Source organism: Methanomassiliicoccaceae archaeon DOK (genome assembly GCA_009911715.1).
Lineage (GTDB): Archaea > Thermoplasmatota > Thermoplasmata > Methanomassiliicoccales > Methanomethylophilaceae > Methanoprimaticola.
In genome coordinates, this window is record CP047880.1 from 378,831 (window position 1) to 403,546 (window position 24,716).

Genomic DNA, 24,716 nt, shown 5'->3' on the forward strand with positions numbered 1-24,716 from the left:
GGGGGTACCTTATTCGGTGACCTCCCCTGATTCGATTTAAATACGCTCGGCGAAATAGTAGTATTGCAGGCAAAAAGTGTGCATCACCCGCTGCTCTTGTCTGCGTTGAGGCGGTCGGATGTTTTTTCCACATCCATCCATCCTATCCGCTCCGATCGCCTCGGATTCTTCTCATCGGTTCTCTGCGGATCCAGGCTCAGACGAGATCGTCTCGTCGGCGTACCTTGCGGAGACCTTCCTGAGAACATGGCCGAAGGCCAGGCCGATGACGATGCCGACCAGACTGGCGGCGACCATCGTCGTCCCGTCCAGACCCTGGAGGGCCTGAACCGTGACGGTCACGACGGATCCCGCGGTCATCCCCAGGATGCAGTAGTAGGTGGACCTGCGGTTGTTCCTCATGAAATGGTCCACGACCTTGGCGAGACCTATGGCCCCCACGACGATCCCGAGGCCTATCGGGACGATGGCGACCGCCCTGTCGGCGATGACGGACATGTCCATGCCGCCGACCAGGTCCATCAGGGGCGTGTAGAGTCCTATCGCGAGGAGGATCGCCGCTCCGCTGAGGCCGGGCACGATCTTGGACAGCGCGATGACGACCCCGACCACGAAGAGCAGAGCCATGTCGACCATGTCGAGGTCGATGAGCGACACGTCGGAGTCGGAGGAGCCGACGAACAGGAACGCGATCATCACCAGGAACCCGACGACGCATGCGACGGCGTTCCAGGCCGTGGGCTTCTCATCGCCGTCTCCGTTGGCCAGACCGCGGATGTCGGGGATCTGGTACAGGATCAGGGCCGCGAAGAAGAACATCATGGGGATCTCCCAGTTCTGCAGCAGCGCGTCTATGCCCACCGCGCACACCAGGAGCCCGATGACGACACCGATGCCGAGGGGCACGATGAAGCGGAGGTCCCTGAGGAGCTTCCCCCTTATGTCGGCAATGTCGGCTATGAGCCTCTCGTACACCCCGAAGATGACGGCGATGATCCCGCCGCTCGCCCCCGGCATCATGGACATTATCCCGATCAGGGTCCCGACCAGGAGGTCCTTCAAGCCTCTGCCGACCATGGGATGTCCCATCGGCTACACCTATATAACGAAGATGAACGGACGTCCCGAAAACTCATTATCGGCGTACCGCCATCCACGTCCAGCATGGCAGACATAATGATACGCAAGAGGAAGAGGATGAGGAGCAAGGAGGTCAAGGCCCTCGCCAAGGAGATCGAGGACGTCATGGGCGTCCCGGTTTTCTCCGAGGAGGACGGGGTCGACATGGCCGAGAGCACCGATTACAACCTCATCTTCGTCAAGAGCGACATCCTCGGGCTGGTCTACGAAGGCAAGCCTTTCCTGACCATCAGGGGCATACTGAAGTACAGGCCCGACAGGAGGGCGGTGACGGTCGACATGGGCGCTGTGCCCTACGTCACCAACGGCGCCGACGTCATGGGCCCCGGCATCACCGCCGCCGACCCTGACATCGCGGAGGGCGACATGGTCTGGATCAGGGACGCCAGGAACGGCGCGCCTCTGGCCGTCGGGGTCGCCCTGCGCTCGGGCGAGGCCCTCGCCTCCAAGGAGCCGGGCAAGGCCATCAAGACGATCCACTTCGTGGGCGACAAGCTCTGGAAGACCGGTGAGTGAATGCAGAGGTCCAAGGTCGTCCAGGACCCCGTCCATGGGAGCATCGAGGTGGACGGCGTCTTCCTGGACGTCATGGACCGCCACGAGATGCAGAGGCTCAGGTCTGTCAGGCAGCTGGGCCTCGGCAACCTGGTGTTCCCGGCGGCGAACCACACGAGGTTCGAGCACTGCCTCGGGACATACCACCTCGCGGGCAGGATGGCCGACGCCATAGGCCTCGGCCGCGAGGACTCGGACGCCGTCCGCATGGCGGGCATGCTGCACGACATCTGCCACCCGCCGTTCTCCCACGCCCTAGAGCCCATAATGGAGGAGGCCACGGGTCTGGACCACATGGAGCTCGCCAGGGCTTTGATAATGGGCGACATCCCCGACCACCTCCCCGAGTACGACGACATCCTGGGGGGACGTCCGACCATCGCCGAGACGATCGAGGCCGAGGGGATATCCGCAGAGGCCGTTTGCGGCATCATCGCGTACCCGGAGTCCACCGGCGAGGAGGCCCTGGACCGCTTCTGGAACAAGCACGAGTACTTCCCGTCCAAGGACTACGCCCACCAGATCATACACGGCCCGGTGGACGCCGACCAGATGGACTACCTGATGAGGGACGCCCATCACACGGGGGTCTCCCACGGGAGCATAGACTCCGAGAGGCTTATCAAGACGATGATGGTCCAGAACGACCGCATCGTCCTGCGCAGGGGAGGCATCACCGCCGCGGAGGGGCTGATGGTCTCCCGTTCCCTGATGTACACCACAGTGTACTTCCACGAGACCGTCCGCATAGCCCAGAGGATGCTGACCAAGGCGGTGGAGAACTCCGGTCTGGACCTGTCCGACATGTACCTGAAGGGGGACGCGGACCTGATGGCCATGGTCGAGACGTCGGGAGGGAAGCCGGCCCGCAGCATGCGCAGGATAAAGGCCAGGATGCTGGACAAGAAGGCGTTCGCCGTCTACAGCGACGACATGACCGAGGAGAAGGCAGAGGTCCTGCTAGAGTACACCGGGCGCGAGGGCGCGAGGAGACTGGAGCAGGAGGTGGCGGACACCGCGGGAGTCGACGTGTTCACGGTCGGCGCGGAGGTGACCTCCAGGTCGAACCTCCAGGGCAGGATGAAGATCGGCAAGACCGACGTGGCCATCGCGGACGACGGCGGCAGGATAAAGTCCCTGGCGAAGTTCTCGCCGATAGCCAGGTCCCTCCAGGCTAGGGACCCGTACGGATGGGCGGTGCTGATCTCGGCACCGAAGGAGGACAGGGACGCGGTCCGCAGGGCCGCATCCAAGGTCCTCGGTTTCTGAGTCACCCCTTTATGACGCCGATGGGCGTCAGCTTGGCGACCTTGGCGGTAAGTCCCGCGTCGCAGACGACCTTGATGACCTCGTCGACGTCCTTGTAGGCTTCGGGGGCCTCCTCCAGGACACCCTCGAGGGAGCCGTTCCTCAGGTAGACGCCCTTGTCGGACATCTCCTTCATGACGCCGTCGACGGTCAGGCTGCTGATCGCGGCCTTCCTGGACAGCTTCCTCCCCGCTCCGTGGCAGGAGGAGCCGAACGTCTGCTCCATCGAGCCCCTCCTTCCGGCCAGCACGTAGGTGCCGACGCTCATGTCGCCGGGGATGATGACGGGCTGCCCGACGTCGCGGTACTTCATTGTGATCTCGGACCTGCCTGGGGCGAACGCGCGTGTTGCGCCCTTCCTGTGGACGAGGACGTCCGCGTGGTGGCGGTCGATGTCGTGCCTCTCCTTCTTGGCGATGTTGTGCGCGACGTCGTAGACGACGTCCATGCCCATGCTCTCGGCGGAGTCGCCGAGGATCTTCTCGAAGGACTCCCTCACCCAGTGGGTGATCATCTGCCTGTTGGCCCAGGCGTAGTTCGCGCCGCAGCACATGGCCCTGTAGTAGTCGTCCCCGAGCCTCGAGTCGAGGGGCGCGCAGGCTAGCTGCCTGTCGGGCAGGCTGACCGAGTTCTGCTTGATGTAGCGCTCCATCTCCTGAAGGTAGTCGGTGGCTATCTGGTGGCCGCATCCGCGTGACCCGCAGTGGACGGTCACGGTCAGGGTCCCCTCCTTCAGGCCGTACACCTTGGCGGTCCTCTCGTCGAACACGTTCTCGACCAGGTCGAGCTCCAGGAAGTGGTTGCCGGATCCCAGGGACCCGAGCTGGGGGAGCCCCCTCTTGCGGGCCTTGTCGCTGACCTTGGTGATATCCGCGTCAAGCATGTGCCCGTGCTCCTCGGTGACGTCCAGGTCGCTCTCCCATCCGTAGCCGTTCTCCACGGCCCATTCGGAGCCGTTGGCGAGGATCTCGTCGAGCTCCTTGTACCCGACCTTGGTGAGCCCCTTGGATCCGAGGCCGGACGGGACGTTCCTGTACAGCTCGTCCACGAGCTCGTCCTTCCTCCCGCCGAGGTCCTCCAGTGTGAGGTCGGTCTTGATGAGACGCACCCCGCAGTTGATGTCGAACCCGATCCCTCCGGGGGAGATTGAGCCGGAGAACTCGTCGACGGCGGCGACGCCGCCTATGGGGAAGCCGTATCCCCAGTGGATGTCCGGCATGGCCATGGAGCTCCCGACGATCCCGGGGAGGCACGCGACGTTCGCCGCCTGCTGCGGCGCGTTGTCCGCGCGGATCGAGGAGATCATCTCCTCGCTGGCGTAGATCACAGCGTTGGTCCTCATACCCGCGGACTCGTCCATGGGGATCTCCCATCTGTTGTCGTCGATCCTGTTGAGCTTTCCCTGCCATGTCATCTGTGCGACCTCTTCCCCGTGTGATGACGGTGACTTTTTAATAATATCCTTTCCGCGGGGGAGTTTCCCCGACCCGTCCCGGTCAGATCCCGGGGACGGGGATGGTGTGCCTCCTCAGAGATTCGGAATCGCCGCAGGCCCATGCCACGAGCTCTGCGATGTGCATCGACGGCTTCCCACCAGGAATCGAGTCGTACTGCTTCTGGCACATGGGGCATCCCACAACGATGACGTCTGCGTCCTTCGCGGCCTCCTGCCTCTCCGCCATCAGGGGTGCGCCCACGTTCCTGTTCCCCTTGCCGCAGCATCCCGGTTCGTTCCCCACGGGGATGCATCCCATGGCGCGGACGACGTCCAGCATGTCCTCCGACAGGCCGATCGCGGCGCAGCCGGGCTCCACCGAGACCCTCAGGGGTACGGGCACCTTGGGCAGGGCCGACAGTCTCCGGTGGAGGAACGCGATCAGATGCTCGGATTCGACGCCCACCATCCCGAAGGCCTCGTCGCATCCTCCGCAGAGCGTCACAAGCTCCCTTCCGCCGGCGGTCTCGCCCATCCCTATGAGGTATCCCTTCCTCTCCTCGTCGTCCATGGTCCCGAACTGTATCGGGTACATGCAGCACTTGAAGTCCGGGAGCTCGGAGGCTCTGACCCCCATGCCCTCCATGGCCGCCGATGCGGCGTACTCCACGTAGGGGACCTCGCACTTCGCGACGCATCCGGGCATAACGTAGACGTCGTCACCCGTCCACACGGGCTCCAGATCCGTCCCCGGGGCCCCCTCGGTAACATATCTGGACAGTCCCGTGTCCAGGAACGCCTGGCTGACCGGGACGTTCAGGAGCAGGCTGTAAGCCGCGAGCATCACGAGCTTGGGCTCGCACCCCTGCTCGCAGGCCCTGGAGCAGAAACCGCATCCGACGCAACCGAAGACCTTCTTCAGGTCCCCCTCCATGACGGCCTGCGGGTCGCATCCACCGTGGCGGTGGGACGGGCAGGCTTCGGTGCAGGCGCCGCATCCGACGCAGAGCGAGCGGAAACGGTCCAGGTTGTCGCGGATGAGAGTCATGCGTTCCGTGACGGGGGTCCCGCCGTTTTAATTGTGCGGAAGTCCGAGACGGTCCCCGACATAAGATCCTCGGAAGATCGCATCGTGTACGCCACCGGGCTGCATGCGACCGTGTGTCGATGCAGTCAACAGGGACATCATCAGCAACCGGGGCGAAGGTAACCGAGGGTTCGAAAAGTGAGGGCCGGGACCGAGATTTGAACCCGAGTCAAGGGATCCACAGTCCCCTAGGATAACCAAGCTACCCTATCCCGGCCATGAAGCAGAACCGCTTATCAGCTTCCCTTAGATAAAGGTTCGCTTCGTCCCAGCACTCCCTCCGGCCGCGCACATACGGGCATCGGGTCCCGGGCGCCGTACGGTGCCGTGCATCGGGGTCTGGTTTCCCCAGGCGCACGGGCCGACGGCGGCCCGTCTCCCGGTCCCCGCGCGCGCCAAATATAAGAAGGCGGAGGCATACACGGGAGAACATCAGGCCCGGGACGCATCCGCGACCGCGGGCCGTACACGAGATGATTACAATGAAGGCACTCTATGCTGACGGATCGGTGCGCGAGACGGATGACGAGCTCCCTGTCATCAGGCACACCGCCTCCCACGTTATGGCGCAGGCGGTCCAGAGGCTCTGGCCCGGCACCAAGCTGGCCATCGGCCCCGCCATCGACGACGGCTTCTACTACGACTTCGACAAGGAGGGAGGGTTCACCCCCGAGGACCTCGAGAAGATCGAGGCCGAGATGAAGAAGATCATCAAGGAGAACCTGAAGCTGGAGACCTACACCCTTCCCAGGGCCGATGCCATCGAGTACCTCAGGTCCAAAGGCGAGGACTACAAGGTCCAGCTCGTGGAGGACCTCCCCGAGGACGCTCCTATCAGCTTCTACAAGCAGGGCGAGTTCGTGGACCTCTGCGCGGGACCCCACGCCATGTACACCAAGGCCGTGAAGGCGTTCAAGCTCCTCTCCCTCGCAGGAGCCTACTGGAGGGGGGACGAGCACAACAAGATGCTCTCCAGGATATACGGCACCGCGTTCGAGAGCAAGGAGAAGCTCGAGGCCTATCTCAACATGCTGGAGGAGGCCAAGAAGAGGGACCACCGCAAGCTCGGAAAGGAGCTCGGACTCTTCGCCATCATGGAGGAGGGCCCCGGATTCCCGTTCTTCCTGCCCAAGGGGATGGTCCTGAAGAACACCCTGATCGAATACTGGAGGGAGCTCCACACCAGGGAGAACTACTACGAGATCTCCACCCCCATGATCCTCAACCAGGCCCTCTGGCTCCGTTCCGGGCACTGGGACCACTACAAGGACAACATGTACACCACCACCATCGACGACGAGATCTACTGCGTCAAGCCGATGAACTGCCCCGGAGGCATGCTGGTGTACAAGACCGAGCCCAGGTCGTACAGGGACCTCCCCATCAGGATGGGCGAGCTCGGACTGGTTCACAGGCACGAGAAGTCCGGGACGCTCCACGGGCTGTTCAGGGTCAGGTGCTTCACCCAGGATGATGCGCACATCTTCATGAGGCCAGACCAGGTCGAGCAGGAGATCGAGGGCGTCGTCAGGCTCATCGACGAGGTCTACTCCAAATTCGGCTTCAAGTACCACGTCGAGCTCTCCACCAGGCCGGAGGACAGCATGGGAACCGACGAGGAGTGGGAGATGGCCACCAACGCGCTCATCAACGCTCTGAACACCATGGGTCTCGAGTACGCCGTGAACGAGGGTGACGGGGCCTTCTACGGACCCAAGATCGACTTCCACCTCGAGGACTGCCTCGGCAGGACCTGGCAGTGCGGAACCATCCAGCTGGACTTCCAGATGCCCCAGAGGTTCGAGCTCGAGTACACCGGTTCCGACGGCGACAAGCACAGGCCTATCATGCTGCACAGGGTCATATTCGGGTCCATCGAGAGGTTCATCGGGATCCTGACGGAGCACTACGCGGGAAGGTTCCCCGTCTGGCTTGCGCCCGTGCAGGTGAGGGTCCTGTCCGTTTCCGAGAAGTCCTTCGACTACGCGTCGCAGGTCGCAGCGAAGCTGAAGTCCTCCGGAATCAGGATGGAGCTCGACAACAGCGACAACAAGATCGGGTACAAGATCCGCGAGGCCCAGCTCCAGAAGGTCCCGTACATGCTTGTCCTTGGTGAGAAGGAGAGCGACGACGGAACCATCGTCACCGTCAGGACGAGGGAGGGACAGGACCTCGGTTCCATGCCCCTCGACGACTTCATCGCCAAGGTCCAGAAGGAGACCGCGGAGAGGAGCAGCTGAAAAACATGAATCTCCGGCCCGGACGGGCCGGAGCCTTCCTTTTTATTTTACGATAATCCGAACGTCGGTCCCGGGCAGAGGTTCCGCGGACCATGGACGGGACGTATCCTATCCGTTTGCGCCGCATCAGCACTTGGCGGCACCGGGCCTGACCGCGTTGGCGATGGCGGGGGCGGCCATGGCGCTGAGAGCCTCGATGAGGCTGTCCCAGTCCTCCTCGCAGACGATGACGGCGTTCCCCTTCTCGGTGGAGATGACGATCTTCTCGCCCATGAGTGTTCTGTTGGTGATCTCCTGCAGTTTCATGCGAGCCTCTTCGACTCCGAATTCCGCCATGATGGTAGGGATGCCTATGGAGGATATGAAGCGAACCGATGTACGATATATAGCATTCAGTAGAGGAACGTCTACTATGTACGTCCGGATCGGACGCGACGGGGACCCTGGCAACGGGGTCGTTGGAGAATGGGTCGCCGGCTCCGCTCAGAGCCGGCATTGCGTTCGCGAGGCTGTACTCAGGCGCTCTCTGTGGCGCTCTTGAGGGATGACTTGTAGGACTCGAGGACCGCGGGGACGGTCAGGACGCTGACCGCCTCGACAAGGGAGTCCCAGTCCTCCTCGGAAATCATTACGATGTTTCCAGCGCCGGTGCTGATGGTGATTTTCTCTCCCATCAGGGATCTGTCGACGAGCTCGCGCATCTTTTCCTGCGCTCCGGGAACATCATATGTTGCCATGAGTGATGCGACATTGTACCAGTATATAAAAGAATCTGATGTTTGTTACACATCGTTGGATGGGCTGAATAAATATCATATTCTAAATGCCTACCATAGACATATGTATAGTATATAGAGGGTGGATTCAGACGAATGAACAGAATATCGTTATTATAAAGAGGATAACGCTATCATAATCTTCCAAATCAAATACCGGTCGCATGAAGGTTGGATGGGAAATCCATCATTTGAGCGGGAAACGGTAAGCATTCGGATGCGGATCGGATGCAGAAGTGGTGAAGGGAGGGGCGGACGGGCCGCCCCCGTTGGACAGGTCTCAGTCCTGGATGACCCTGACCTGGATCTTCTTGTTCTTGTACTTGGCCTTGGGCAGGTCCATGGTCATCCTGTTGCCGAAGTCCTTGTGGACCTCCACGACGGACGACTCCGGTCCGACGGTGATCTTGCCAATGGACACGTCCCTGATCCTGGCGTTGCGGATGATGAAGTCCGCCAGGCTGACCTTTCCGAACCCGTCCTTCTTGCCCAGGTTCACCTCGAACCTGCACATGCCGAAGACGTCGGAGATCTGGTCGTAGTCGACGACCCTCTTGATGGTGTCCTTGGTGCCGGGCTCGGCCTCGGGGACGTCCCTCTTCTCGATCTCCATGCCGGTGCGCATCTCGAACTCCCTGACGAGGTGCTCCTCCTCGGAGGTGACGAACGACACCGCCGTGCCCTCCTTCCCGGCCCTGCCGGTCCTTCCGATGCGGTGGATGTAGGTGTCGATGTCGTCGGGCATGTCGTAGTTGATGACGTACGTGATGTCGTCGATGTCCAGTCCCCTGGCGGCGACGTCGGTGGCGATGAGGATGTCGGTCTTGTCCTCTCTGAAGTCGGACATGACCTTCTCCCTCTTGGACTGGGGCATGTCGCCGTGGATGGCCTCCACCTTGTAGTCCAGGTTGGTGAGCCTCTCGTCGAGGACGTCGACCATCTTCTTCGTCTGGCAGAAGATGATGGCCTTGGGCTTGTCGATGTCCAGGATCCTGCACAGGGCCCAGGACTTGTTCCTCCTCCCGACCGAGATGTAGTACTGCTTGGTCAGGTCCAGGACGACCTCGTCCTGGGACACGGAGACCTCCTTGGGGTTGTGCATGTAGTCGAACGCGAGCTGCTTCACGTTCTCCTGCATGGTCGCGGAGAACAGCATCGTGTGCCTCTTCTCGGGCATGGCTTTGAGGATGTACTCGATGTCCTCGATGAATCCCATGTCCAGCATCCTGTCGGCCTCGTCGAGGACCATGGTGGAGACCTCTGTGAGGTTGAGGACTCCTCTGTTGATCATGTCCCTGACGCGCCCGGGGGTGCCGGCGACGATGTCGCAGCCCTGCTGCAGCTTCTTGATCTGTCCCTCGATGCTGGCTCCGCCGTAGATGGGCAGGCACACGTGTCCGGAGTACTTCGAGAGCTTGGAGAGCTCCCCGGAGACCTGGTTGGCCAGCTCCCTCGTGGGGACGAGGACGATTGCGGACGGGACCTTCCTCCCGGCCTCGATGGTTCCGAGGATGATGGATCCGTACGCGCCGGTCTTCCCGGTACCGGTCTGGGCCTGGCCGAACATGTCGACGCCCTTGAGTCCGAGCGGGATGGAGTTGATCTGAATCGGGGTGGGCTCCTCCCATCCCATGTCATCCATGGCCTTTGCGACATCCTCCGGGATGCCGATGTCTGTGAATTTTGAGATCATGCAAACCACTGATCTGAAACTCTGCCTGGGACAGGACCCAGACGACTTTCCTTTTTCAACGATGCGTACTTGGAAATCCTTTATAAATATTATTAAAAGGGCCCGTGGGCGGGACGGGAGGATGCCGCGGGCATCTGAGCGGGTGGTCCGCAAATCGTCCGATATCTTTATATCCAATCAGACAATCCCCAGCTTACCACGTGTGGACGTAGTGTAGCTGGTTATCACTTAACCTTGCCAAGGTTAGAACTCGGGTTCGAATCCCGGCGTCCGCACTCATTCCTTCCTTCTTGCGATTCTTGATTCTTGACATCCAATGTGCGATTCGGATTTTCCGTCACGTGTCGCTTCTCCGATGTTCGCGAGACCCGCATAAGGTTCGAACCGACGGTCCGTCTCAGCGACGGTCTTCTCCCGCCCTGTAGACCGTTTTACCGCGCTTTATCGTCTCGAGCACCCTGACGTCCCTCAGTTCGGAGGGCTCGCACCTCAGCGGGTCGCGGTCCAGGACAATCAGGTCTGCGAAGAAGCTCTCCCTGATCTCCCCGATCCCGGGCTCGCGGTTCTGTCCGGCGGAGTCCACGGTGACCGCCCTCAGCGCGTCCATGACGCCGATCCTCTCCCCCTCGCCGCGGATGTCGCCGTTCTCGGTGACCCTGTTGACGGCGCAGAACATCGAGTCCATCGGCCAGGGCTCCAGAACAGGCTCGTCCTGGTGGATCGTGATCCTCATGCCCTTAGACAGTGCGGTCCCGCACGGGCTCAGGCGGTCTGCCCTGTCACGGCCGAACAGATCCACGTACAGATCGCCCCAGTACCAGGCGTGCGACACGAAGAACGACGGCTCCATGCCGATCGCCTTCATCCGGTCCATCAGGTCCGGGGTGAGGAACTGCGCATGGACCATCACAACGTGCTGGCGGAGGTTGGTCTCCTCCGAGACCTTCTCGGCCTCGTCGACCAGCGCCCTGCAGGCGGCGTCCCCGTTGCAGTGGACAGCAACCTCAAGTCCCAGCTCGGCGGCCTCCCTCAGGTACCTGTGCATATCCCCGATCCCCACGGTGGCGCCGCCGTTGTGGCCGTCAAGGTACGGCTCCTCCATCCACGCGGTGCCTCCCTGCGGAGAGCCGTCCAGGAGGATCTTCACCCCTTTGACCTTCAGATGCCCGTTCCACTCCCCTGCGGGGAACCCGAGCATGTCCATGACCTCCACGCGGTTCGTGGCGTCGACGAACCCCATGACGTCTATCCAGAAGTCGGGGGATTCCACCAGCGGCTTCACCAGCGGCACCATCTCCCTCTTGATCAGCGCCTCCTGGGCGGTGGTTATCCCGTACGAGGCGAAACGCTCCTGCGCCTCCAGCAGCACCCTGTAGACGTCCTCGGGGGACCCGGCGGGGATCCTCTGGATGGCGGAGATGAACGGCCCCTCCTCCAGACGGTAGGAGTCCAGGCCGAGGGCCTCCATCGCGGCGGAGTTGAAGAGCCCCAGGTGTCCGGACACATGGTGAAGGCACAGGGGCTTGTCGGGACATGCGGAGTCGAGCTCCTCCAGCGAGGGGTCCCTGCGCTCGGAGAGCTTCGACGGGTCGTAGTCGCGCGCATCCACCCATCCCATGTCGGCGGTCGAATTCGCCCTGTCCGCCACAAGGCCGAGGAGGGTGTCCATGTCGCGGGCCTCCCTAAGCGACAGCTGCAGGAGTGACATGGCGTAGGCGGCGAAGTGTCCGTGCGCGTCGACGAATCCTGGCATCAGGGTCCTGCCTCCGAGGTCGCGGACCTCGGCGTCCGGATGGAGCGACCTAAGTCTGTCGGAGCTTCCGATCGCGGCTATCCTCCCGTCCTCCACGAGGATGGCCTCCGCCTCCGTCTCGTTCATCGTCAGGATGTGTCCGCCCAGGAAGATCGTGCGCATGAGCCGTCATGGGGTTGTGCGATGTTATAATTGGCGTCCCCTCTTCCCGACCACTCCGAGCAGCGCGGAGTCGCGCAGGTACCCGTTCAGGACGTCGGCGGTCTGGCTGACCAGGTCCGACTCCTTCTGATCCAGTCCGGACGTGTCGGGCACCCGGACGTCCGTGCGTGAACCCGGGTCGAACCCCGAGACCATCCCGCGGACAAGGCTCCTGCATTCGGAGCCGGCCGTGGAAAGGGACCTGGAGACCAGCGCGATGCCCGTCGTCACCCTGTCCTGCCTGGACAGCAGTACGCGGATGGGCAGGTCGGCCCTCTGGGTCAGGTTGGTCCTGATCTTGGACGACACCGTGGCGGCCTTCAGGATCAGGGCGGTCTCCGTCAGCCTGTCCTGGCGTCCGTCAGCGGATTCCCCGAGGCACCGGATCTGTTCCAGGGTGATGCCCAGGTACCTCCTGCAGAGGACGGAGTTCTCGTCGGAGAGGCGGTACGGGAGAATCACCCTGTTGGCGACGCTGGCGATCAGCACGCCGGCGAAGATGAACGCGACCCTCTCCGTCAGGATCGTCTCGGGCGGGTTCGTCATTATCGCCGTCAGCAGGGAGGACAGCGTCACGAAGCCCATCATCACGTCGTACCTCTTGGGCGACACGACAGTGAACACGTAGTTGGAGACGAGCATTATCACGGTCAGAACGGCAAGGTCGCCACCGGCGACGACCAGGGAGGCTATGGCGGCCAGGATGCCCGCGACCGTCCCGACCAGACGGAGGGCCGCGCGCCTGGCCGTGCCTTCGAGGTAGGGCTGGACCATCGCTATGGTTGTGAAGGCGAGGGCCTTGGCGTTGTCGTCGCCGGTGTACTGCCAGACGAACGCGCAGAGCGAGAACATGAGCGCCATGCGGAAGGAGAACGTGAACCTGGCCGAGTCGCGGCGCAGGCTCTCCCTCAGGACCGTCCCGATCCTGAAGGACGCCGGTATGTCCGCCGTGTCGAACCTGTCTGCGGAGGTGCTGAAGGACAGCCTCCACAGCTGGTCCCTAAGCAGCCTCAGCGCCGCGCGGGTCTCAGGGTCGGACTCCGGGCGGTCCCTGAGGAACGAATCGATGGAGTCCAGCAGCGGCTGCATGTCCTCTCCCTTCTGGTACGAGGACATGCGGTTGGCGATGTCCGCGATGCCGTCCAGAACCGCGGGGTCGCGCTCCCTGAGGCTCACCACGGTTCCCACGACCTGCAGCGAGACCACGATGTCCAGCATCCTGCGGTCGCCGGGCCTGGACAGGAACCTGGACTTGAGCCTCTCGTAGAGGTAGCCGTCCATCCTGCCGCAGAGCTCGTCCAGCCTGCCCGTGTCGGTCGCCGCGCCGGCCTTCACCGAGACGCACAGCGACGCCACCTCTTCGCATATGGCGGCCATCCCCTCGCGCTCCCTCCTGCCCTTGGACGCGTAGTGGAACAGGACGTTGAGGCCGACGACGAAGACGGACCCGGCGACGAGTGCCAGCAGCCTCAGGGGGAGGCCCTCCGCCGTCACGGGGACGGACAGCATGAACGCGTATCCGAGGAGGAACGGGAAGTGCATCGGGGAGTTCAGGTCGTGCATGGCGTAGAAGCACGCCCCGAAGACGAACGAGAAGTTCAGGACGGCACCCATGTACGGGTTGCCGGTCCACACGGACAGGAAGGAGAACGCCCCCATGGCGAGGGTGCACGCGGTGACCACGCCGAGGTTCCACACGGGCCTGACGGACAGGTCCCTGGAGAGCATGGTGAGGGCTAGGACGATGATTATGACGCCGACCAGGTTGTTCTCCGGCCCGAAGGCGCGGGAGAACCCCGAGACGAAAACGCAGATGAGCACGAAGAACAGGGACTTCCCTGCCAGCGTCCTGGCGTCCATGACATGTTATCGCGTCCGCGCGTATATGACTGGTCGCATGCGCGCGGACAAGGATTATATGCGTCCTGTCCATCGCAACCTCCATGATTCAGTGTCCGCGCGGTACGAGGGACTTCCTCCCCGATGAGTTGGAGAAACGCAGGTTCTACGAGAACAGGCTCAGGCATACCGCGAGGACGTTCGGCTTCAGGGAGGTGGAGACCCCCATCTTCGAGGACGCGGAGCTCTTCATCCTGAGGTCCGGGCCCAACGTGCTGAAGGAGCTCTACGCCTTCGAGGACAAGGGCGGCAGGCAGATCGCCCTCCGTCCCGAGATGACCGCGCCGGTCGTCAGGATGTTCGTCAACAACATGAGCAACGAGCCCAAGCCCATCAAGGTGTTCTACTTCGGGCAGTGCTTCAGGTACGAGAGGCCCCAGAGCGGGAGGTACAGGGAGTTCTTCCAGTTCGGTGCCGAGATCATCGGCAGCGCCACGCCCGAGACGGACGCCGAGGCGATCGCGCTCGCCTACGCGATGATCGGGCAGATCGGCGTGAAGAACTACCGCATCCGCATCGGCCACATCGGGGTCCTCAGGCAGAGGATCGCCGACGCCGGCGTCCCGGCGGAGAGGACCGCGGAGGTCCTCCAGAAGCTCGACAAGAAGCTCTACGACGAGGCGAGGCCGCTCATGGAGGACATGGGCGTGAAGGCCGAGGACATCGACGACATCTTCTCGCTGACGGAGACCGTCGGCGGCGTGGAGGTCCTGGACAGGGTCCCGGGAGAGGCCGGGGACTGGCTCAGGCAGGTCGTCGCGTACCTGAAGGTCATGGGAGTCGAGGACCTGGAGATCGACCTGGGCGTCGTCAGGGGCTTGGACTACTACACCGGCATGGTCTTCGAGGCAGAGGCACCCGCGCTTGGCGCGGAGAAGCAGATCTGCGGAGGCGGCTCGTACACCCTGTCCGAGCTCTTCGGAGGGGAGAAGGTATTCTCCACCGGATTCGCCATAGGGTTCGACAGGATCCTGCTGGCACTCGAGAAGGAGGGCAGCTCCTACGACCCCGAGGGAATCGACGCCTACGTGGTGCCGGTCACCGAGGGCATGAGGGTCAAGGCCGCCGAGGTCACAGCCATGCTGAGGGCCTCCGGCGTCTCCGCAGACATGGACATCATGGGCAGGAAGATGGCCAAGGCGCTGAAGTTCGCGTCGTCGGCCAAGGCAAGGTACGCCGTCATCGTGGGCGAGAAGGAGATGGAGCAGGACTCCGTCACCCTCAGGGACATGTCCACGGGGGAGCAGACCATTGTGAAGGTGGCGGAGTTCTGCGGGAAGATCAGAGGTTGCTGATCGTTTAACTAGTCGCAGCACTGTATGTCGTACTTCCACAACGTATCTCCGAGATAGTGTTGTTGGCGATAGTCAGTATTGGATCGTTGTACATCTCATCGGATTCGACAGTGAAGCTTGTGCTTCCAGAACTGAGGTTCAGAGGAATCTTGGATTCGTTGCCGATATAGTATGCGTTTCCGCTTGTGGATGGGACAGTCACCTCGTAAAGGTAGTTGCCGTTTGTAGACGAGCTAATACATGAAATCGTGGCATGACTGTTGTTGGCGGATGTGAATGTCGATGATGGGATATCCGGATCGTTATATGTGCCGACTGAGAAATCAGCACTCGTAATACTGATCCTTTCTCCCCCAATGTTGACAGAGTATGCCAGTCCGCCGAGGATTATTGTAACGGAAATGTCGTTGCCATTTTCTGTTGTGCTGTAACGAGTAGCAGACGTGTTTCCTAATCCAGGTACGTTGACTGTAATGGATTCAGTCTTTACGTCATCTGGAACTTCCCCGATACTAAATTCATGAGGAGATATCACGTTGCTACTTCCAGATAGTCCTGCTATTGTTCTTTGATAATATTCTCCATCATAGTAGCCGACAATCTCATAGGATTCACTCAATATGCTTGTACCACTCATTTCTACGGAATATGTGTACGTTGATCCAGGCAGGGCGTACCCGTCCGTCGTCAGTACCGTCCGATCGAGCGCCACATACACCGCAGTTCCGGCAAGTGCGATGACGGCGACCAGCATCACGACGATCAGTGAGGACGCCCCTTTTCTGGAGTTCTCTCCGAATCTCATTCGTTACACCTAATCCCAAGGAACAGAAAGTACGATGATAAGCCTTGCCATCGCGCCGGTGCCTTCCGAACACGTCTCGAAGTGTCACCGATTTCCAGATATCTGGCACAGGCAACTTCCACAGGTGTGTCCAGATACAGACACGGTATGTAGCCATTATCGCCATACTAAGACATTAATAGGTACATGCTCATGCGCGCGCGATTAAAATGTCACTACTGCTAGCCGAGGGGGAGCAGGTGGTCCGCAAGTACAGATGTGCGGTCGTGGACTACAAGTCCTCCGACAACAGCCTTGATGCGACCGGCCTCGTCAAGAAGAGGCCGGACACGGACGGCCTCGTGGTCGTCACGAACAAGAGGGTCCTGTACTACGCGGAGGCCGCGGCGCCCTCCAAAGGGTCCAACACCCCCGCGATGCATCTCCAGGAGGCGTTCATCGACAGGATCACCTCCACGGAGTTCATCCAGGCGGACGCCAAGAAGAGCGTCGTGCTTCCTCTGGCGCTCATGATCATCGGCCTTCTGGTCTCAATTTACGCAATCCTCGACGACATGGAGTACATGTACCTCGTGCCCGGGGTCATCGTCCTGGTCTTCGGCGTTCTGTTCCTGGTCCTCGCTATGAGGGGCGTCGACCAGCTCATGATGATGAAGATCAACACCGTCGCGTCAGAGACCGGCATCCACGTGTCCGGCATGAGCCGCAGGGAGGAGCAGGCGCTGTCCTTCTACATGATGCCCACCCCCGAGTTCAAGGAGATGGCGTCCGAGATCGGAGCGCTCATCATCGACCTCCAGACCAATGGGGACGCCTGCATCGCCAAGTGGACTTCCGAGTGAGGGGGTCGAATGGCTGAGCTAAGACTCGCCGATGGCGAGGAGGTCGTGAGGCAGTACAGCTGCACGGCCGTCGACAACTGCGCCGTGTTCGCCGGGACGGTCATCCCGAAGGGCTCCAGGAAGAAGAGGGAGTCCAGGGGCACCATCACGGTCACGAACAGGCGCGTGATATACGACATGGAGGCCTCCGGGAGGAGGCAGCCCAGCTCTATCCATCAGGAGACCAGCATCGACAGCATTTCGTCCATGTCGTCCATCATGGCGAAGTTCGGCAGGGACGTCAGAGTTCCGGTCCTGATGGTAATCGTCGGGTTCATACTGATCTTCGCACCCTATGTGTGGGCCGTCGAGACAGACGCGCTGGCCACCGACGGGGATTATGAGACTGGATACAATGTCGGAGTGGAGCTCGGATACTACACCGAGTTCATGAGCGCCCTAACAGAAGGCAGGGATGTCACGATTCCCTCGGGATACGTTCCACCGACGATGGACCAGTTCGGTTCCTCCGAGTATCAGAGGGGGTATCTGAGCGGACACATCGCAGGTGTGGCAGAAGCCGTCTCGGACATAGGGCAGGGGGATGAATTTTCCGTGCCTTCCGACCTGATGATACACAACTCCATGTCCGCACTTATTCTGGTCTCGGCTGCTGTCGGGGCGGGGGTCTTCATTCTCGGTTCGGTTCTCTACATGATCTCATGCAGAACCAAGGACTGGGTCCATATCAGGATTGGATCAGGTGGTTCGGCGGGGGTCTTCATCACTTCTCTTTCGAACGGCCCAGACAGGATCGGCATCGGGCCGTCCGTTGCCAACACGGACTACGTCCAGATGATTGAGGAGATCGGTGCTCTGATTACTGATTCCAAGAGAAGTCTTACTAAAGCAACATCAGGAGGTCTGAGATGAATTCGAAAGCAATCCTGTTGACTGTTTTGCTCATGGTTGCTATCGTGGGTGGAGTGTCCGTATTCGAAGATAGCTCTCTCGATGCTACTCAAACAACGGGAGATGGTCCGACAAATGGGTATACATCTGGCGATGATACACCTACCACCGAGCCAACGGTTGTTTCTGCTAAAGGAAAGACTTCAGCCGGATCATCTGCCGCCTCATGGAGCTATAATTGTGAGAGTCATACACTCACGATTACAGTCTCTCAAACAACCAACCAGATATCCGCGCTCGATTCTGATAGCTCTACGTCATGGGGAAGTTGGACACTCGAGTCCGCAACATTATCAAATGATGACAAAAGAACAAGTGGTTATTATCCAGATGACATCTTCGACACAACCGGATTCACCCTGGTTATAACAGGAGGGGATCCAAACATATCCGCTAACGCATTCAAAAACGCAAAGGTTACAACAGTTTCGTTCAATTCTTCTTCGACCAACGTGTCGATAGAGGCGGACTCGTTCAACGGTTGTTCCACCCTAGCTACAGTCGATCTGAAGAACGTCACGTCGGTCGGAGCCAATGCGTTCAAGGACTGTTCCGAATTGAAGACGATATCGAACATTGCATCGCCGACGATAGGTGACTATGCGTTCCAGAACTGCAAGGAGCTGATATCCGTTAATCTCGTCTCGGCTACACTCGGTGACGGGAAGACAGTGTTCGCCGGATGTGAGAAACTCACGAAGTTCGAGGTCTCCAGCACATCCTCATACAAGGTCGACAGCGCGGGACACATCCTGTACGATTCGGGAGAGACAACAGTCGTTGCATACACTCCGGGACACACACCCACAGGCGTCGTGGTGCTGCCGTCTACCGTCAGGACGGTCAACATGGGGACCGAGAACGTCGTCTATGTCATCGATCTGCTGAAGACATCAGGTGACGTGACCTTCAACAAGCTGGATTCTGGAACGAAGGCGACCGCCATCTCGTATTCTTCCCAAGGGATGTCATCGGTCACCCCATCATACGCCAACGGAACGTTCACACTCAGGTACACGCTGTATTCCGGATGGGCGGTCACCGAGAGCTGCATGGATGATGGGGGCGCCGGTGCGACCATCGCAACCGACGGAAAAAGCATCCAGATGAAGGTGACTGCAGGCAGCTCGTACAAGCTGCTTCCCATGGGAGTCGTCAAGGTGACAGCGGACAGCGTGCAGGATCTCAAGGAGATGGACGGATGGCTCGTGGACTGCCAGCTGGACATGTTCAACGAGGAGGACGGCATTCTCACCAACGTCGACCTCAGTGCAAGGATCACGGGATACAGCGATTCCGGTTCCGGAGTCGCCACGGTCGGTGATACGATGTACTTCCACGGAATGGCCTGCGATGTTACCGGATTCAATCCAGGGAAATACACGGCATTGAAGGAACTCACAGTGACGGACGATCTGAGCATACCTTCGGGGATATTCGAGAATTGTTCGAAACTAACGAAGGTGACGATGGACAGTGTCACAGAACTCAACGACAGCGTCTTCAGATACTGCGTCAGTCTCTCGGAGGTCAGCATGGACTCATGCACCTCCATAGGCGACTACGCCTTCGAAGGGTGCAACGCCCTCAGCAAGATAACCCTGGGCGCCAACAAGGTCGATTTCGGAAGAGGGGTGTTCAACAACTGTCCACAACTGGATATGCTCGCGGTCGGCAACGATACGGAGATAACCGGAAACCCCGGTTTGTTCATCGTTCATCTCGATGACAGCATGTCCGTCAGCCTGTACGACGACAATCTGGTCATCACGGGCCTGTCCAACGTTCTGATGTACTCCGACAGCAAGAGCGGGGAGAAGGTCGAGGCGAGGACTTCCGCCGACGGTTGGTCCACAGTCTATGTTGGAGACATGGACGAGATCTATCTCTCCAAAGGAACCGCCAGCAGGTCTGACGGCTACATGATCGTTTTCGACACACAGATCGGTGTGAAGACGGACAGCATATTGGTCACCGGAAGCGGCGGTGTAGACCTTCCAACCCCACACAAGGACGGATACAAGTTCAGGGGTTGGTCGACGGACTCCGAGAACTTCGTCGAATTCGATGACGGTTCAGGTGTGAGGAGCAGCCAGATTCTGTACGGATTCTGGGAGAAGGAAGTCTCGCCAGACAACATCTCCATCTATGTGCTGGCGGCATTCGCAGTGGCTGTAATAGCGACCGTGCTTGTGCTGTTCGTCAACAGTCGCCGTTGAAAACACCTTACGTGCCTTCGGGCACGATTCCTTTTTCCAATGTTCTGTGACATTGGATTCGGTCTTGCTGGTTCAATTGTTCTGAAAGGTAAGGTGAGGGGTCGCCCCCTCGTTTGAATCACTTCGACCACTTGGGCTTGATACTTGCGAGGACAAGTACGGCGAAGACGATTATGGTGATGGCAGCACAGATCGCGATATACACCGTGGCTGAACCGTTGGGAGTGCTGATGCCCTCCACGTCGTAGTTGATGTCAACGTAAACGGCTGAGTAGATGTAATCGAAATCCATGTTGACCTCTGTCGAGGTCGTATAGCGATGCGAGAAGGATGGATTCAGGTATACCTGGTTGTAATCCACAGAGATGTATGCACGGGGCGTGTCGGTTCCATTGCTCAGGGTGAGGCTGTTCACGGTGATCTCGAGGGTGTCGCCAGCTCTCACGAAGAAGCTCACGCCACCATACGGGTCGAGGACTTTCGTTCCATCCTTGTTCTGTTCGTTGTAGGAGATCGTCGGAGGGTAGTCCTCGTCATAGTAGCTCGTACACATGTAAACATTCACCAATGTGCCTGCAGGTGAACTGGTGATCAGTTCACGGTCGTCCGAACTGGATATGCTGTATCTCTGCGGATCGGACCTGTAGAGCTCCATCTGCCTGTCTTTCTCAGAACCATCTATGTAGTAAAGGTAATCGACAAAATACCAATCGTCATAGGGGTTGCTCTGTTTCTCGAACTGGGCATAGAGGAGGTAGTTCTCTGTAAACCTCTCGCTCACTGACGCATCAGACTCATCCATCATCATGGGTGTTGTGCAAAGGAGCAGTCCTATCACGACGAACGAGACTGCAACGCTCTTGTTGAGACTCATCACATCTCCCTCCTGATTGTTTTGAATAGTCCTAGGATAAGGAACAGTATTCCCCAGACGATTCCCACGACCACGTTCGGTGTGATACTCGTCAGATCGAGATACGGCATCACGATCATGCCCACCGACCCGGACATCGGCGCTCCCAGGATTCCCAAAGCTGACTCGCCCAGGAAGCAGGGGAGGACGAACAATCCCGATAGATCGGGGCCGTCTGCTTGGAAGTAGGCGAAGGCCAGTGTACAGACAAGCGGGAGAGCTATAGTCATTAGGATGAATGGGACCATGGATGATCCTCTTCTCATGAAGCTCCCTATGCAGAACGCCGTTGCGGAGTATGCGAACACGCCGACAATGGTCAACGCGAGGGATGACGAAAGCAGGTCAGCGAAGATCGCATCGTATTTGGTCATGGAGGTGGCTATCGCCATTCCGTATGCGAACATGAAGATGGCCAGACTCATCACGAAACCTGCCAGGTACTTTCCGAGATAGAAAGAAGCCCTGCTCATTGGAAGTGAGACGTTCATATACGCCGTTCTCTCCTTGAACTCGTTCGGAAGTTGACTTCCGCACAGAATCGAAGTGAACAATCCGAGCAGAAGGGGCAGAAACGCCAGCAGTCCGGCGATGTATGTGTTCGAGAAATCGGTGACGAAGCCATACATCCTCATCATCGTCATCAGCATGTCTCCTCCCAAGAAGAAGATGATCGGGATCAGGAGAGCGACGAAGAGCATGAAGTAGGTCCACTTCATCTTCGAGAACAGCTTCATCTGCACCATGAACATGACCATGGTCTGCTTCACGAACGACGGGATGTGATAGGTCACGTCCCTGTGGGCCTGCTCGTTGGACGCGCTGTACCCGGTGTTGCCCCAGGTCCCCTTGCGGTCCTCGGTCTCCGTCTTCTTCCCGAGCGGGATGACGCTTCCCAGCCCTCCGAGGGAGGGTCTCTTCTTCTCGGTCTTAGCGGTCGTCTGGTCCTGTGCGGTGGAAGGCCCGATGTCCATCCCGGAGCGCCCCGACTGGGTCTTCGCGGTGCCCAGGTCCAGGGTCCCCACCGTCTGCTTCCTCTCCGTCTTTCCGAGGTCGACGGACGGCTGCTTCGGCTGGCTGCGGGGCTGTCCCGAGCCTAGGTCTATTGACGCCTTGTGCTGTCCGGTGGACGCCTTCGACATGTCGATGCTCGCGGAGTACGTCCTCTCGGTCCTGACGGGCTCCCTCTGTTCCTGCGGCTGGGGCTTCACGGCCTCGAACGGTTCCGGTCTCCGAGGCGGCTCCTCGTCGGCCTTCTTCCTGCCGAACGAGACGATCGGCTTCCTCTGGACCTGCTCCGTCGTCGCGGGTCTGTCCTGTGCGGCGGAGGACGCTTCGCTCTGCTGATCCTCCCTCCTCTTTCCGAACGATATCTGCTTCTTCTCGGTCCTGACGGGCTGCTCCGTGTGGGTGGGGCCCAGGTCGATGGAGTTGTTGCGCCTGCCCTTCGGTCTCTGTATGGTCTCCTCGTCGGTCATTGGATCTCGTCCCCCTTCGTGAGCTCCATGTACAGGTCCTCCAGGTTGGCTCCCTTCTCGTTCAGCGCCAGGATCCCGAGTCCGGACCTGAAGGCGACCTCGTTCACATGGGCCTGGTCCTCCGTGGAGCCGGAGAACTGCAGCTTCAGCGTGTAGTCCCCCATCCTCTCAGAGCCGGTGACGCCCTGGCAGCGGGTGAGGTCGCTGACGATCTGGGGCGTGAACGGTCTGAGCGTGCGTATCTCGAGGGTTATCTCCTTGTCCGCCCCGGTCCCATGGATGAGCTTGGCGACATCCCCGGAGGCGATGACCTTCCCGTCGCGGATCATGGTGACCGATCCGCAGATCTCGGAGACCTCGCTCAGGATGTGCGTGGAAATCAGCAGACTGACGTTCCTGTGCTTCAGCTCCGCCAGGGTCTGTCTGATCTCTATCATCCCTCTGGGATCGAGTCCGGACGTGGGCTCGTCCAGGATGATCGTGTCGGGGTTCGGCAGAAGCGCCTGCGCGAGGACCACCCTCTGCCTCATTCCCTTGGAGAACTCCCCTATCTTCTTGTCGCGCCACTCCCACATCCTCATCGTCTCCAGGACGTCCCTGGCGCGGATCTCGATCTCCCTGGAGTCGAGTCCGTAGAGCCTTCCTACGTACTCCATGATCTCCGCGGGGGTGAATCCGGGGTACGGTTCCGGAGTCTCGATGACGCATCCCACGTGCTCCATAGCACGTCTGTGGTCGTGGATGTCGATCCCGGCGATTCTAACGCTGCCGGATGTCGGCATCAGCAGTCCGGTGATGGCTTTGAGGGTGGTGCTCTTGCCCGCTCCGTTCGGACCCAGAAGGCCCATGAACTCCCCTTTCCGGACCGTGAGGTTGACGTTGGATATGGCGGCGAATCCGCCGTACATCTTCGTCAGGCCGACGGCTTCTATGGCTGGTGTGCCGTCCATACCGGTGGTATGTAGTCATCATAGCTTAAACCATCGCACACGTCCAGACATGGCCATACCGTCATGGGATACGTACCCTACATAGGCCTACTTCGGGTACCTGCAAATATCCTGTAAACCGTTCCACTATGCATGAACTCCAAGATCGCAGTGGGCGCGGTCGTGGTCGCGGTGATCGTGGTCGCCGCGGCGGTTGTCGTGCTCACACAGAACGACGGGGACGACAGCACCGACGCTCCTGAGCTTAGGGACACGCTGTACCCCGGTGACTACATATCGCTGTCCTCCGTGGTGGAGGGGTCCGGGGTCGCGGCGACGTCCACGCTCACGACCATAACCTCGACCGACGGGTACTACATGATGACCGTCACCACCAGCGACGGCGTCGACGGCGGGGAGATGCAGATGAACTACGACTCCTTCATGGACAGCATCAGGTTCAACGATGATGCCAGGGCCGTAGGGACCTCCGAGGGCATCGAGACCCTGGACACGGCCTTCGGGTCGGTCGACTGCGAGATCTTCCACGTCGAGAGCATGGGACAGGAGGCCAGGTTCTGGGTCGGGGACGGGGACGTGATCTACAGGACCGAGATCACCATGAGCCTTCTCGGCATCCAAATGACATCCGTGGTCGACCTCGTGGCCACGAGCCTGTTCGGGGAGGCCCCCGAGCACGGGTCCGATGTGACGCCCTGCGTCCCGGCGGAGCCCGGTGACGTGGTAGACGACATCCGTCCGATCGTCAGGGTCGGGGACACCTTCACGACCGAATACTCCAGAACGGTCGGCGGACAGCAGCAAACCGTGGTGAACGTCTGCGAGGTGGTCTCCGTGGACGGCGACAGCGTGACCTACGTCGAGACGTCCGACGGGGACGTCCTCGGTAGGGCGACGGTCACGACGGACGAGTTCCTGCAGTTGCTGTGCCCCCTCGCCGGTCAGCTGATCGTGCCCGACGACGTGGTGTTCGTACAGACGATCGCGGGCGATGTCCAGTGCGGGGAATATGTAATGACCTTAGAAGACGGCTCCGTGGTCACGATGTGGTGCAGCGCCAACACCGGTGTCCTGTACGGCGCCGAGACGACCCTCGACGGGGTCTCGGTGACGATGGAGCTCACGGACTGCAGTCTCCTTGTCGCCGAGTGATCTCGGGAACAAAACGGCGGGGGT

20 protein-coding genes and 2 tRNA genes are annotated in these 24,716 nt (G+C 60.1%); 9 read left to right on the forward strand and 13 right to left on the reverse strand.

All coding sequences use genetic code 11. The features are described 5' to 3' along the window. Nucleotides 1-171: 171 nt before the first annotated feature. Nucleotides 172-1,077, reverse strand: coding sequence for a DUF368 domain-containing protein (locus JS82_02040; protein ID QHK16973.1), 906 nt, complete (start codon nt 1,075-1,077; stop codon nt 172-174). A gap of 87 nt (nt 1,078-1,164) precedes the next feature. Between JS82_02040 and JS82_02045 the strand changes: the two genes are divergently transcribed. Both JS82_02045 and JS82_02050 read left to right on the forward strand, forming a co-directional pair. After that, entirely contained in the window at nt 1,165-1,656 is a 492-nt protein-coding gene (locus tag JS82_02045; protein ID QHK16974.1) for an RNA-binding protein, read from the forward strand. Beyond that, nucleotides 1,657-2,964, forward strand: a complete 1,308-nt coding sequence (locus tag JS82_02050) for an HD domain-containing protein (GenBank protein QHK16975.1) — start codon at nt 1,657-1,659, stop codon at nt 2,962-2,964. 1 nt (nt 2,965) lies between these two features. Here JS82_02050 and JS82_02055 read toward each other — a convergent pair whose 3' ends face one another. The 3 genes from JS82_02055 to JS82_02065 all read right to left on the reverse strand — a co-directional run bounded on the left by JS82_02055 (nt 2,966) and on the right by JS82_02065 (nt 5,742). Beyond that, complete coding sequence (locus tag JS82_02055) at nt 2,966-4,417, reverse strand: RNA-splicing ligase RtcB (protein ID QHK16976.1); 1,452 nt, start codon at nt 4,415-4,417, stop codon at nt 2,966-2,968. Nucleotides 4,418-4,499: 82 nt separating this feature from the next. After that, complete coding sequence (locus JS82_02060) at nt 4,500-5,486, reverse strand: (Fe-S)-binding protein (GenBank protein ID QHK18360.1); 987 nt, start codon at nt 5,484-5,486, stop codon at nt 4,500-4,502. Nucleotides 5,487-5,668: 182 nt separating this feature from the next. Beyond that, nucleotides 5,669-5,742 (reverse strand) — tRNA-His (locus JS82_02065). Between the two features lie 265 nt (nt 5,743-6,007). On the opposite strand from JS82_02065, the gene thrS reads away from it, so the two are divergent. Then, entirely contained in the window at nt 6,008-7,765 is a 1,758-nt protein-coding gene (gene thrS, locus JS82_02070) for a threonine--tRNA ligase (protein ID QHK16977.1), read from the forward strand. Between the two features lie 126 nt (nt 7,766-7,891). Here thrS and JS82_02075 read toward each other — a convergent pair whose 3' ends face one another. The 3 genes from JS82_02075 to JS82_02085 form a co-directional block, all read right to left on the reverse strand. After that, on the reverse strand, nt 7,892-8,101 hold the full coding sequence (locus JS82_02075; GenBank protein QHK16978.1) for a hypothetical protein: 210 nt from the start codon (nt 8,099-8,101) through the stop codon (nt 7,892-7,894). 179 nt (nt 8,102-8,280) lie between these two features. Beyond that, a complete protein-coding gene (locus JS82_02080; GenBank protein QHK16979.1) occupies nt 8,281-8,502 on the reverse strand; it encodes a hypothetical protein in 222 nt (73 codons plus the stop codon). A 319-nt stretch (nt 8,503-8,821) separates the two neighbouring features. Further along, a complete protein-coding gene (locus JS82_02085) occupies nt 8,822-10,234 on the reverse strand; it encodes a DEAD/DEAH box helicase (GenBank protein QHK16980.1) in 1,413 nt (470 codons plus the stop codon). A gap of 202 nt (nt 10,235-10,436) precedes the next feature. Between JS82_02085 and JS82_02090 the strand changes: the two genes are divergently transcribed. After that, nucleotides 10,437-10,509 (forward strand) — tRNA-Gly (locus JS82_02090). A gap of 122 nt (nt 10,510-10,631) precedes the next feature. Here the strand turns inward: JS82_02090 and JS82_02095 are convergent. Continuing rightward, nucleotides 10,632-12,149 carry an amidohydrolase family protein gene (locus JS82_02095; protein QHK16981.1) on the reverse strand — a complete coding sequence of 506 codons (1,518 nt, stop codon included), beginning with the start codon at nt 12,147-12,149 and terminating at the stop codon, nt 10,632-10,634. A 24-nt stretch (nt 12,150-12,173) separates the two neighbouring features. Beyond that, nucleotides 12,174-14,048, reverse strand: coding sequence for a hypothetical protein (locus tag JS82_02100; protein QHK16982.1), 1,875 nt, complete (start codon nt 14,046-14,048; stop codon nt 12,174-12,176). Between the two features lie 83 nt (nt 14,049-14,131). On the opposite strand from JS82_02100, the gene JS82_02105 reads away from it, so the two are divergent. Next, nucleotides 14,132-15,382: a histidine--tRNA ligase gene (locus JS82_02105; protein ID QHK16983.1), complete on the forward strand. Its 1,251-nt coding sequence runs from the start codon at nt 14,132-14,134 to the stop codon at nt 15,380-15,382. 4 nt (nt 15,383-15,386) lie between these two features. Here the strand turns inward: JS82_02105 and JS82_02110 are convergent, their stop codons facing one another. Beyond that, nucleotides 15,387-16,187: a hypothetical protein gene (locus JS82_02110; protein QHK16984.1), complete on the reverse strand. Its 801-nt coding sequence runs from the start codon at nt 16,185-16,187 to the stop codon at nt 15,387-15,389. 209 nt (nt 16,188-16,396) lie between these two features. Here JS82_02110 and JS82_02115 point away from each other — a divergent pair, with 209 nt between their 5' ends. The 3 genes from JS82_02115 to JS82_02125 are packed head-to-tail and all read left to right on the forward strand — an operon-like array spanning nt 16,397 to nt 20,199. Then, nucleotides 16,397-17,029: a hypothetical protein gene (locus JS82_02115; GenBank protein QHK16985.1), complete on the forward strand. Its 633-nt coding sequence runs from the start codon at nt 16,397-16,399 to the stop codon at nt 17,027-17,029. Nucleotides 17,030-17,038: 9 nt separating this feature from the next. Then, nucleotides 17,039-17,941: a hypothetical protein gene (locus JS82_02120; GenBank protein ID QHK16986.1), complete on the forward strand. Its 903-nt coding sequence runs from the start codon at nt 17,039-17,041 to the stop codon at nt 17,939-17,941. 32 nt (nt 17,942-17,973) lie between these two features. Next, the gene (locus tag JS82_02125) at nt 17,974-20,199 is read left to right on the forward strand and encodes a leucine-rich repeat protein (GenBank protein QHK16987.1); all 2,226 of its coding nucleotides are present in this window, start codon (nt 17,974-17,976) and stop codon (nt 20,197-20,199) included. Nucleotides 20,200-20,317: 118 nt separating this feature from the next. On the opposite strand, the gene JS82_02130 is transcribed toward JS82_02125, so the two are convergent. Genes JS82_02130 through JS82_02140 form a run of 3 tightly spaced genes read right to left on the reverse strand, consistent with a single transcriptional unit; the run spans nt 20,318 to nt 23,540 of the window. After that, nucleotides 20,318-21,073 (reverse strand): hypothetical protein, encoded by a 756-nt coding sequence (locus JS82_02130; protein ID QHK16988.1) that lies wholly within the window; start codon nt 21,071-21,073, stop codon nt 20,318-20,320. Continuing rightward, nucleotides 21,073-22,590 carry a hypothetical protein gene (locus JS82_02135; protein ID QHK16989.1) on the reverse strand — a complete coding sequence of 506 codons (1,518 nt, stop codon included), beginning with the start codon at nt 22,588-22,590 and terminating at the stop codon, nt 21,073-21,075. Before JS82_02135 ends, JS82_02130 begins: the two co-directional genes overlap by 1 nt. Continuing rightward, nucleotides 22,587-23,540 (reverse strand): ATP-binding cassette domain-containing protein, encoded by a 954-nt coding sequence (locus JS82_02140; GenBank protein QHK16990.1) that lies wholly within the window; start codon nt 23,538-23,540, stop codon nt 22,587-22,589. The genes JS82_02135 and JS82_02140 overlap by 4 nt, the downstream gene beginning before the upstream one ends. Before the next feature lie 132 nt (nt 23,541-23,672). On the opposite strand from JS82_02140, the gene JS82_02145 reads away from it, so the two are divergent. Further along, the gene (locus tag JS82_02145; protein QHK16991.1) at nt 23,673-24,692 is read left to right on the forward strand and encodes a hypothetical protein; all 1,020 of its coding nucleotides are present in this window, start codon (nt 23,673-23,675) and stop codon (nt 24,690-24,692) included. The last annotated feature ends 24 nt before the right edge of the window (nt 24,693-24,716 follow it).

Excerpts from the sequence above, each read along its gene's own strand:
- JS82_02105 (QHK16983.1), top strand. The coding sequence starts at position 14,132 with ATGATTCAGTGTCCGCGCGGTACGAGGGACTTCCTCCCCGATGAGTTG.
- JS82_02075 (QHK16978.1), bottom strand. The coding sequence starts at position 8,101 with ATGGCGGAATTCGGAGTCGAAGAGGCTCGCATGAAACTGCAGGAGATC.
- JS82_02100 (QHK16982.1), bottom strand. The coding sequence starts at position 14,048 with ATGGACGCCAGGACGCTGGCAGGGAAGTCCCTGTTCTTCGTGCTCATC.
- JS82_02135 (QHK16989.1), bottom strand. The coding sequence starts at position 22,590 with ATGACCGACGAGGAGACCATACAGAGACCGAAGGGCAGGCGCAACAAC.
- JS82_02085 (QHK16980.1), bottom strand. The coding sequence starts at position 10,234 with ATGATCTCAAAATTCACAGACATCGGCATCCCGGAGGATGTCGCAAAG.
- JS82_02095 (QHK16981.1), bottom strand. The coding sequence starts at position 12,149 with ATGCGCACGATCTTCCTGGGCGGACACATCCTGACGATGAACGAGACG.
- thrS (QHK16977.1), top strand. The coding sequence starts at position 6,008 with ATGAAGGCACTCTATGCTGACGGATCGGTGCGCGAGACGGATGACGAG.
- JS82_02055 (QHK16976.1), bottom strand. The coding sequence starts at position 4,417 with ATGACATGGCAGGGAAAGCTCAACAGGATCGACGACAACAGATGGGAG.
- JS82_02050 (QHK16975.1), top strand. The coding sequence starts at position 1,657 with ATGCAGAGGTCCAAGGTCGTCCAGGACCCCGTCCATGGGAGCATCGAG.
- JS82_02140 (QHK16990.1), bottom strand. The coding sequence starts at position 23,540 with ATGGACGGCACACCAGCCATAGAAGCCGTCGGCCTGACGAAGATGTAC.
- JS82_02115 (QHK16985.1), top strand. The coding sequence starts at position 16,397 with ATGTCACTACTGCTAGCCGAGGGGGAGCAGGTGGTCCGCAAGTACAGA.
- JS82_02145 (QHK16991.1), top strand. The coding sequence starts at position 23,673 with ATGAACTCCAAGATCGCAGTGGGCGCGGTCGTGGTCGCGGTGATCGTG.
- JS82_02125 (QHK16987.1), top strand. The coding sequence starts at position 17,974 with ATGGTTGCTATCGTGGGTGGAGTGTCCGTATTCGAAGATAGCTCTCTC.
- JS82_02040 (QHK16973.1), bottom strand. The coding sequence starts at position 1,077 with ATGGTCGGCAGAGGCTTGAAGGACCTCCTGGTCGGGACCCTGATCGGG.
- JS82_02080 (QHK16979.1), bottom strand. The coding sequence starts at position 8,502 with ATGGCAACATATGATGTTCCCGGAGCGCAGGAAAAGATGCGCGAGCTC.
- JS82_02110 (QHK16984.1), bottom strand. The coding sequence starts at position 16,187 with ATGAGATTCGGAGAGAACTCCAGAAAAGGGGCGTCCTCACTGATCGTC.
- JS82_02060 (QHK18360.1), bottom strand. The coding sequence starts at position 5,486 with ATGACTCTCATCCGCGACAACCTGGACCGTTTCCGCTCGCTCTGCGTC.
- JS82_02130 (QHK16988.1), bottom strand. The coding sequence starts at position 21,073 with ATGAGTCTCAACAAGAGCGTTGCAGTCTCGTTCGTCGTGATAGGACTG.
- JS82_02045 (QHK16974.1), top strand. The coding sequence starts at position 1,165 with ATGGCAGACATAATGATACGCAAGAGGAAGAGGATGAGGAGCAAGGAG.
- JS82_02120 (QHK16986.1), top strand. The coding sequence starts at position 17,039 with ATGGCTGAGCTAAGACTCGCCGATGGCGAGGAGGTCGTGAGGCAGTAC.